This is a genomic window from Desulfuromonas acetexigens (genome assembly GCF_900111775.1).
GTDB classification, from domain to species: Bacteria; Desulfobacterota; Desulfuromonadia; order Desulfuromonadales; family Trichloromonadaceae; genus Trichloromonas; species Trichloromonas acetexigens.
In genome coordinates this window covers 39,702-49,452 of record NZ_FOJJ01000011.1, presented here as the reverse complement: position 1 = coordinate 49,452, position 9,751 = coordinate 39,702, and the positions used below count along the sequence as shown (strand labels likewise).

The window sequence follows — 9,751 nt, the reverse complement described above, 5'->3', positions numbered from 1 at the left end:
GCAGGCCCGGAGCGGATCACGCCCGAAGCGAGGCCGCCAGGTTGCGCCGGGACGGCCGCGAAGAGAGGCCCGCCGGGCTGTTGCGACGGGCCGAACAAGGCCGGAGAATGCCCGCCAGAGGCCACCGACACAACGGCCAAGGGGACCGCCGCCGGGCCACCGCAGAGGGTCCGCCTTGACGCCTGGAACCAGTTCAGCAGACCGCAGGCCCGGAGCGGATCGCGCCCGCAGCCAGGCCGCCAGGTTGCGCCGGGACGGCCGCGAAGAGAGGCCCGCCGGGGCGGTCGAACAAGGCCGGAGAATGACCGCCAGGAGCCACCGGCACAGCGGCCAAGGGGACCGCCGCCGGGCCACCGCAGAGGGTCCGCCTTGACACCTGGAACCAGTTCAGCAGACCGCAGGCCCGGAGCGGATCGCGCCCGCAGCCAGGCCGAAAGGTTGCGCCGGGACGGCGACGAAGAGAAGCCCGCCGGGCTGTTGCGAGGGGTCGAAAATCGCCGGTGAATGGCCGCCAGGAGCCACCGGCACAGCGGCCAAGGGGACCGCCCGAAGCGGGGCCACAGTAGGGAGCCTGCCGGGGCTTTCGGAGCCGGTTCAACAGACCGAAGGCCCGGAGCGGATCGCGCCCGCAGCCAGGCCGAAAGGTTGCGCCGGGACGGCCGCGAAGAGAGGCCCGCCGGGCTGTTGCGAGGGGTCGAACAAGGCCGGATCATGACCGCCAGGAGCCACCGGAACAGCGGCCAAGGGAACCGCCGCCGGGCCACCGCAGAGGGTCCGCCGTGACGCCTGGAACCAGTTCAGCAGACCGCAGGCCCGGAGCGGATCACGCCCGCAGCGAGGCCGCCAGGTTGACCGGGACGGCCGCGAAGAGAGGCCCGCCGGGGCTGTTGCGAGGGGTCGAAAAAGGCCGGAGAATGACCGCCAGGAGCTACCGGAACGGCGGCCAAAAGGGACCGCCGCCAGGTCATGCAAGGATGGCTCAGGCGACCAAATTAGGGGGAGGATTTTCCCACCCATTTCCCACCTTGATTTTGTGGGAATTTAGGCGGTATTTATGAGATTAAAAAGGCCATTTTTAGGGGTAATAATACCGTTAAAGCGTTTAGTGTTTTAATTGTCCGCGTTTAGTGTTTTAAATGTCCGCGTACAGACATAAAAGGGAGCCGCCGCGTTTTCCTTGCCGTCGATTAACCTTTGATCACCGCCAGCGGGCGCAAGCGGGCAACGATCTTGCCGAGTCCGGCGCGACGCACCACGTCGACCACTTCAGCGACATCCTTGTAGGCTTCGGAGATCTCTTCGGCCACCGCCGCCCGACCGGCGGCGCGGATGAGAATGCCGCGCTCGGCCAGTTCCGCCTCGATGCGTCGGCCATGGGCGACCTTCTTCGCGGCATGGCGCGAAAGGACCCGCCCGGCGCCGTGGCAGGTGGAACCGAAAGTTTCCGCCATCGCCCCTGCGCTGCCGACCAGAACGTAGGAATAGCGTCCCATGTCGCCGGGGATCAGCACCGGCTGGCCGACGGCGCGATAGGCCTCGGGGGTTTCCGGGTGCCCAGGCGGGAAGGCCCGAGTCGCCCCCTTGCGATGCACACAGAGCCGCCGCGCCCGGCCGTCCACCGTATGGGTTTCCCATTTGGCGATGTTGTGGCAGACATCGTAGATCAGCGACAGGCGCAGTTGCGCCGGACCTAAGCCCAAGACCTGCTCAAAGGATTCCCGCACCCAGGCGGTGATGATCTGCCGGTTGGCGAAGGCGAAGTTGGCGGCGCCAGCCATGGCCGCCAGATACTCCCTTCCTTCCGGGCTGGTCAGGGGGGCGCAGCAGAGTTGTCGGTCGGGAAGCTCAATGCCGTACTTGCGGCTGGCCTGGAGCATGCGTTTGAGGAAATCGTCGCAGACCTGATAGCCGAGGCCGCGGCTGCCGGTGTGGATGCTCACCGTGACCTGGCCGGTGCAGAGGCCGAGGACATCAGCGACCGCCGCATCGAAGATCTCCTCCACCTCTTGCACTTCGAGAAAATGATTGCCGCTGCCCAGGGTGCCGAGTTGGGCGCGACCGCGCTCCATGGCCCGCTCGGAAATAAGCTCGGAATCGGCGTCGGGGAGCATGCCGCCGGCTTCGATATGGCGCAGATCTTCAGTCTCGCCGTAGCCCCGGGCGACGGCCCAGGCCGCACCCCGTTCCAGCACCCGGCGCTGTTCGGCCAGGGAGACCTTGAGGTCGCGCCGTTCGGAGCCGACCCCGGCCGGCACGTTGCGAAAGAGGGTGTCGGCCAGCTTCGCCAGCACCGGTTTGATGTCATTGGCCGTGAGCGCGCTGCGCAGCAGGCGCACCCCGCAGTTGATGTCGTAACCGACGCCGCCGGGGGAAACCACCCCCTCCTCGGCGTCGAAGGCCGCCACCCCGCCGATGGGAAAACCGTAGCCCCAGTGGATGTCCGGCATGGCCAGGGACGGTCCGACGATCCCCGGCAGCGTCGCGACGTTGCGCACCTGCTCCAGCGCCTGTTCCTCTTGCAGAGTGGCGATCATCCGGGCGTCGGCGAAGACCAGCCCCTCGGTGCGCATCGCTCCCTCGCGGGGTATGCGCCAGCGGCAGTCGTCGATTTGCTGGAGTTTGACGGTCATGGAGATGTTCCAGTTTGGATTACAGATCGACGTAAACCTTGGCGCGCCAGCCCTGGCCGTCCCGTTCGACAGAAAGCTGGTGGTAGGTGATCGCCTTCACTTCCCGCTCGACGGGGTGGCGCTTCGGGTCGAAGGGTTCGCCGTACACTTCGCCACGCAGGGAGTTCTCGGTAATTTCATAGATCACGAATTCTGCCGGCACCAGCCCCCGCACCTCGAAGAGGTAGAGGATTTCTCCGAGCCAGGCGACCAGCAGCTCACCAACATCGCCGTTGGCGAGGGAGACCGGCGCGCTTTGTCGGGGCGTCACCGGGGCGTCGCCGAAGATCATCTCCTTCAGCCCCTGGGCGGCGGCGACGAAGACCTCCGCGCGGGAGTTCCCGGTCGCCTCGATCCCCATGTCGGCGGTGTGTGCCAGCAAGCGAAAGTCATTCATCCTTCAGTTCGTCCTGATGGTTCTTGGTCCTTTGCCCGTCTTTTTTCGGAAGGGGACGATTTGACTTGGCTTGGTTTGGCAGTATAGCACTCCAAGCGTCAACCGCGAGCCTGATCAGGCCAGGGGGCGCAGCACCGCCCGGCAGGGGGCGCCGTCGACCCGGATCAGCTTGAGGGGGAGGCAGAGCAGTTCATAGTCGCCGGCGGGAGTCCCGGCCAGATTGAGTCCTTCGAGGATCACCACCTCGGCGCCGAGGAGGGTGCGATGGACCGTGCTTGTCTCTCCCGCTGGCTCGATGGAGAGATAGTCGATGCCGACCAGGCGGATGCCCAACTCCACCAGGTAGTTGGCGGCATCGGGGGCGAGGCCGACATAGTCTTCACAGAAGCCGGGCCGCAGCCAAAGCTCCGAGTTGTCGGTGCGCAGCAGCAGGCGCCGGACGCCGGCCAAGGGCAAGGGTTTGAGCTCGCCGGCGGCAATCGCTCCCTTCCGCCCGCGCAGATCGACTACCCGGCAGGGGCCGATCAGCCATTCGAGAGGGATGGCGTCGACGGTCGCCCCCTCGCCAAGGAGATGGGCCGGGGCGTCGATATGGGTGCCGGCGTGACTCCCCAAAGAAAGCCGGGTCAGATGAAAAGGATTGGCGGCAACGCCGGCTCGCTCCAGGCGGATCGCCGGATCGCCGGGGAAGGCGGGCAGGTCTTCCGATAGGGGGACGGAGATGTCGATGAGGGACATGGCGGACTCCTGTCTCTTCGGGTGTGGGTTCAAGTATAGCGGGGTAATCTGGCGGCGGGCAGGGATGACGGCTTTTTCCCATGAATGGTAGAGGGGGTGTCAAGTTTATTTAAACTTTTTATCTTTTTTATTTTGCTTAAATTTGTTAAAAGTGCCCATTCCGGTGAGGCTTACGGGTGAGACGCAAACTCGCCGCTTTCCGGAGGGTAGTTCTAACTCATCGCGTTCAGTCGAAAACCAATGGGAGAAGAAAGCATGAGCAAAGCAAGTGCGGTAAGTGCCCAGGAACTGGGGCTGAAAAGCATCGGCAAGGTTTATCACAATCTCGGGTATGACGAGCTTTTCGACCATGAAACCGCCAATGGCGAAGGGCGGGTTTCCGCCAACGGCACCATGATGGTCGACACCGGCAAATTCACCGGGCGCTCCCCCAAGGACAAATACTTTGTCCACCAGAAACCTTCTTTCGAAAATATCGCCTGGGGCAAGGTCAACGTCGCCATGGCCCCCGAGGTTTTCGACGAACTCTACGCCGAAGTCACCGACTACCTTTCCGGCAAGGATCTCTACGTTACCGACGGTTTCTGCGGTTCTAACGAAAAGACCCGCAAATCCGTGCGTTTCATCACCGAATTCGCCTGGCAGTCGCACTTCGTCAAGAACATGTTCATCCGTCCCGAAGGGGACGACATCCGGGACTTCGCTCCCAACTTCACCGTCTACAACGCCAGCAACCTGGTGAACAAAAACTGGGAGAAACACGGCCTCAACTCCGAGGTCTTCGTCGTCTTCAATATCGAGAAGAACGTCGCCATCATCGGCGGCACCTGGTACGGCGGCGAGATGAAGAAGGGCATCTTCACCATGATGAACTACTGGCTGCCGCTGCAGGGGATTCTCTCCATGCACTGTAGCGCCAACGTCGGCAAGGAGGGGGACGTCTGCCTCTTCTTCGGGCTCTCCGGCACCGGCAAGACCACCCTGTCGACCGATGCCGCCCGCAAGCTCATCGGCGACGACGAACACGGCTGGGACGATGACGGCGTCTTCAATTTCGAAGGAGGGTGCTACGCCAAGTGCATCAACCTTTCGGCCGAGAGCGAGCCGGAAATTTACAACGCCATCCAGCGCAACGCCCTGCTCGAAAACGTCGTTGCCGACGACGACGGCGTCATCGATTTCGACAGCCGCGCCAAGACCGAGAATACCCGCGTCTCCTATCCCATCGAACATATCGAGAACCACGAGGCGAGCCTCAAGGCCGGCCATCCCAAAAATATCATCTTTCTCACCTGCGACGCCTTCGGCGTACTGCCGCCGGTCTCCAAGCTGACCAAGGAGCAGGCGATGTACTACTTCCTCTCGGGCTACACCGCCAAGGTCGCCGGCACCGAGCGTGGCGTCACCGAGCCCCAGGCGACCTTTTCGGCTTGTTTCGGCGAGGCCTTTTTGCCCCTGCACCCGACCGCTTACGCCAAGCTGCTTGGCGAGAAGATGGAAAAACACGGCGTCAACGCCTATCTGGTCAACACCGGCTGGACCGGCGGCGGTTACGGCGTCGGCAAGCGCATGAGCATCAAGGCGACCCGCGCCTGCGTCAACGCTATCCTCGACGGCAGCATCGAGAAGGCCGAGTTCGACCAGACCCGCTGGTTCCGCCTGCACATCCCGAAGAGCTTGCCCGGCGTCGACAGTGCCCTGCTCAACCCCCGCAACGCCTGGCCCGATGCCGAGTCCTTCGACCGGACGGCGAATAAACTGTGCGGGATGTTTATCGAGAACTTCAAGAAATACATCAAGGACGGCGACGACTTCGACTTCACCCAGGCCGGTCCGCGGGTCTGATTCCAGATTTGATGAGGCATGAATGAGCGAGGGGCGGTCCCATGGGGCCGCCCCTCGCTTGCGTTGACGACGATTCTCTCGGTCGGGGTGCGAAGGGAAAAATCGAGAAGATTCGGTGGATTCACGCATTGACCGGTTTGTACCCCTGGGCTAGATTGATTATGTTTACCAACTTCGGCGAAGAATTCCGGATTGTTTTGGGTGCCGTGTTGCGGGGCTGAGAATTTAAACTCAGAGGACATCAAGAAAGGGGAAAGCCATGACGACAACAAACCTCTCTGAGAAGACGGTCGGGGACATTGTCACGGACGATTACCGGACGGCCGAGATCTTCGAAAAGCACGGGATCGATTTTTGTTGTGGCGGCAAGGTTACCCTCGCCGACGCCTGTCGGGAGCAAGGGCTCAATCCGGCGGCTCTCGTGAGGGAAATCGAGGGCTTGGCACAGGCCCCGGTCGACCGGAGCCGGAATTACTCGGCCTGGACCCTGTCGTTCCTGGCCGACTACATCGTCAACACGCACCATGCCTATCTCAAGGAGAACGACGAGCAGATCGCTTCGTATGCACGGAAGATCGCCGCCGTGCATGGCGAACGCCATCCCGAGGTCATCCGGATCGCCGCCATTTTCGAGAAAATCGCGCAAGAGATGGTCGGACATCTGCGCGAGGAGGAAGAGGTTTTCTTCCCGGCGCTCAAACGCGCGGAAGCCGCCGTCGTCGCCGGCAAAACCCCGGATGCGAACGACCGGGAAACGATCCGCCAGTCCCTGGTTCGTCTCCATCGCGAACACGAAGAAGTCGGCGATGCGATTCATACCATTCGCCGTCTTTCACAGGGATACGCGCTTCCGACCGATGCCTGCAACACCTTCACCCTCGCGTATCGCAAGCTCCAGGAGTTTGAGGATGATCTCCACAAACATGTTCATCTGGAAAACAACATTCTTTTCCCCAAGGCCGCGCGGTTGTAAATCGCGAAAGAGGGATTGAAAAAAGGGTTTCGGGGAAAATAAATCCTCTTATTGCGTTTGAATTCGACGCATGTCCCGGCGGCGAGTCCGCCGCCCAGGGCTCGTCATCGAACAGGAGAAATTCACGATGTTTACGGAAGCTGTCGGCGGTTCAGGGCTGGTGTCCATGGTGGCGGTGCCGCTGTTGGTTTTTCTTGCCCGCATTCTCGATGTCACCTTGAGCACCCTGCGGATTTCAATGGTTTACCGGGGGCTGAAGCATCTCGCCGCCCCCTTGGGTTTTCTGGAAGCGCTGGTCTGGGTCCTGGCGATTTCCCAGGTCATGCAGCACCTGGACAACTGGATCACCTATTTGGCCTTCGCCCTGGGTTTCGGCGCCGGGAACTTTGTCGGCCTGCTGCTTGAGGAGCGCCTGGCCTTCGGCAACCTGATCCTTCGCGTCATCACGCCCAACACCGATCCCGGGCTGAGCTCGGCCCTGTGGAATGCGGGCTTCGGCGTCACCAACGTCAACGCCCACGGCGAATCGGGGCCGGTCAAAATCATCTTTACCGTGGTGAAAAGGCGGGATCTGCAAAAAGCGATCGCCTTGATCAAGACCTTTAACAAGGATGCCTTTTACACCATCGAAGATGTCCGGTTTTTCAACGAGACCTATGTGCCGGCGAGCAAAAATAGTGGTTCAAGCGGTCTCTTTAGCATACGGAAGTAACGGGGGATGATCCGGGAAGGGTTGTGCGTGAAACAAGTGAGGGGCGGTCCCATGGGGCCGCCCCTCACTTGTTCTGTCGACGGGTGCGCGCAGGAGGAAAAAAGCGCTCGGATGGTTTCCTTCAAGTGGAATCCTTGTTAGAATTTTCTTTGTGAATCTGGCTGGGTGGATGCCTTGAGCTGGGTATGTCGAGGCGTTTGTCGCTGAAATGAAGTTTTTCTGGTCAAGTCGGGTCGATGTGAGAAAGGTTGTCCGCCGGGCTTGTCGGTTGTAATAACCAAGGAGAGAGGATGAAAAAACAGGCGTGGCATGCGACGATTCTGTTGCCGGTTTTCGTGCCGGCAGTGGTGGTGATTTTCCTTTTAGTGCTGGGGACGATCAGCAACCCGGATCTGGCCGGAGAGCTTTTTGCCACGGCCCTGTCTTTCATTACCAGGACCTTTGGCTGGTTCTACATGCTCTCGGTAGCGATTTTCCTGGTGTTCGTCGTGCTGGTGGCCCTTTCCCGCTGGGGCAATATAAAGCTGGGCCCGGATCACGCGGAGCCCCAGTACAGCTTTCCCGCATGGTTCGCCATGCTCTTTTCCGCCGGCTATGGCATCGCCCTGTTGTTTTTCGGGGTAGCGGAACCGGTGTTGCATTATGCCTCTCCGCCCCAAGGTGCCGGCGCCACGGTCGATGCGGCCAAACAGGCGATGCAGATCGCTTTTTTTCACTGGGGATTCCATATCTGGGCGATTTACGGATTGGTGGGGCTGGTTCTCAGCTATTTCGCCTTTCGTCACGGCCTGCCGCTCTCCATGCGCTCGGCCCTCTACCCGCTCGTCGGTGACCGCATCTACGGTCCCATTGGGCACGCGGTAGATGTCTTTGCCATTCTCGGCACCCTCTTCGGGGTCGCAACCACCCTCGGGCTGTCGGTAGCGCAGATCAATGCCGGAATCAACTATCTCTGGCCACAGATCCCCGTGGCAACCTGGGTACAGATCACGGCTATCGCGCTGATTACCGCCATGGCACTGGCTTCGGTACTGGCCGGTATGGACAAGGGGGTGAAGCGGCTTTCGATTTTGAATATGGTTTTGGCCATTATTCTGATGACCTTCGTTTTCGTCGTCGGACCGACCCTCTTCATTCTTGAAACCTTTTTACAGAATACCGGCAGCTACCTGAACAACATCATCGAGCGCACCTTCAATCTTCAAGCCTATGTCCGCGGGGATTGGATCGGTAACTGGACGCTCTTTATCTTCGGCTGGACCATCGCCTGGGCTCCCTTTGTCGGATTGTTCATCGCCAAGATCAGCCGGGGGCGCACCATCCGCCAGTTTGTTTTCGGTGTCATGCTGGTTCCGTCGCTCTTTACCTTCCTGTGGTTTTCCATTTTTGGCGACACCGCCCTGTACCTGATCATGAACGAGGGCTACCATAAGCTGATCGATTATGTTCAGGCCGATCAGGCGATGGCCTTGTTCAAGCTTTACGAGCAACTGCCCCTGTCGTCGCTGGCTTCTCTGGTGACGGTCTTTTTGATCATCACCTTCTTCGTGACCTCCTCCGACTCCGGCTCCCTGGTCATCGATTCCCTTTCAGCCGGTGGCCGGGATGATTCTCCGGTATGGCACCGGGCGTTCTGGGCGATCACCGAAGGCGTGGTCGCTTCGACCCTGTTGCTGGCGGGGGGGCTCAAGGCCTTGCAGGCTATGGCGATTACGACGGCTCTCCCCTTTGCCATCATTATGTTGCTGGCGGCGCTCGGCATGTGGCGCGCCCTGGTAATCGAAGGGCATACCGAAGTGAGCCTGCAAAGCCATATGCGCCGTACCCGACATGGGACGGAAGGGGGTAAGGGGGGCTGGAAGGCCCGACTTGCGGGGCTGGTTCGCTTTCCCGGCCGGGCCGAAGTCTCAGGTTTTATCAACAGTGAAGTCATGCACAGCATGAAGCACGTTCAAGAGGAGTTGTCCAAGCAGGGCTGGGAGGCCAAGGTGACGTACGATGAGGATAATGTTCGCGCCTATCTGGAGGTGTCGCGCCAGGACCATGTCGATTTTCTTTATGACATCCGCCTGTGCGAGTATCTCATGCCCGATTTCGCCTATCCGGAATTGCCGCCGGACGAGAGCAAATCACCCCATTACTACCGCGCCGAAGTCTTTCTCCGCCGGGGGGGGCAGTCCTATGATATTTACGGCTATGACAGCAGCCAGATTATTGACGACATTCTCAGCCAGTTTGAAAAATATCTGCACTTCCTCCATGTGACTCCAGGAGTCCTCCCATGGAACATGGATGAGCACGATGAGATGCTGCAGGGCGGGGGGGCATCCTCCGAGCCGTAAACGTTGCTTTTGTTCGGCTTCTATGTGAAACGGAACGGAAACGGGGGACGGGCCAAGTGGCCGTCCCCCGTTTCC

The 9,751-nt window shown here is 60.7% G+C and carries 8 protein-coding genes; 4 read left to right on the top strand and 4 right to left on the bottom strand.

Annotation, left to right across the window (positions count from 1 at the left end; genetic code table 11):
• Positions 1–387: 387 nt before the first annotated feature.
• From BQ4888_RS17510 to BQ4888_RS06560, 4 genes are all read right to left on the bottom strand, one after another.
• Positions 388–561, bottom strand: a complete 174-nt coding sequence (locus tag BQ4888_RS17510) for a hypothetical protein (RefSeq protein WP_170232986.1) — start codon at positions 559–561, stop codon at positions 388–390.
• Positions 562–1,187: 626 nt separating this feature from the next.
• Entirely contained in the window at positions 1,188–2,630 is a 1,443-nt protein-coding gene (locus BQ4888_RS06570) for an RtcB family protein (protein WP_092055339.1), read from the bottom strand.
• Positions 2,631–2,649: 19 nt separating this feature from the next.
• On the bottom strand, positions 2,650–3,066 hold the full coding sequence (locus BQ4888_RS06565) for an archease (protein WP_092055337.1): 417 nt from the start codon (positions 3,064–3,066) through the stop codon (positions 2,650–2,652).
• 114 nt (positions 3,067–3,180) lie between these two features.
• Positions 3,181–3,804, bottom strand: a complete 624-nt coding sequence (locus BQ4888_RS06560) for a cyclase family protein (RefSeq protein WP_092055334.1) — start codon at positions 3,802–3,804, stop codon at positions 3,181–3,183.
• Positions 3,805–4,059: 255 nt separating this feature from the next.
• On the opposite strand from BQ4888_RS06560, the gene pckA reads away from it, so the two are divergent.
• From pckA to BQ4888_RS06535, 4 genes are all read left to right on the top strand, one after another.
• Positions 4,060–5,649 carry a phosphoenolpyruvate carboxykinase (ATP) gene (gene pckA / locus BQ4888_RS06555; RefSeq protein ID WP_092055330.1) on the top strand — a complete coding sequence of 530 codons (1,590 nt, stop codon included), beginning with the start codon at positions 4,060–4,062 and terminating at the stop codon, positions 5,647–5,649.
• A gap of 259 nt (positions 5,650–5,908) precedes the next feature.
• Positions 5,909–6,622, top strand: coding sequence for an iron-sulfur cluster repair di-iron protein (gene ric, locus BQ4888_RS06545; protein WP_092055325.1), 714 nt, complete (start codon positions 5,909–5,911; stop codon positions 6,620–6,622).
• Positions 6,623–6,749: 127 nt separating this feature from the next.
• Entirely contained in the window at positions 6,750–7,334 is a 585-nt protein-coding gene (locus BQ4888_RS06540) for a DUF2179 domain-containing protein (protein ID WP_170232985.1), read from the top strand.
• Positions 7,335–7,624: 290 nt separating this feature from the next.
• Complete coding sequence (locus tag BQ4888_RS06535) at positions 7,625–9,676, top strand: BCCT family transporter (RefSeq protein WP_092055318.1); 2,052 nt, start codon at positions 7,625–7,627, stop codon at positions 9,674–9,676.
• Positions 9,677–9,751 lie beyond the last annotated feature (75 nt).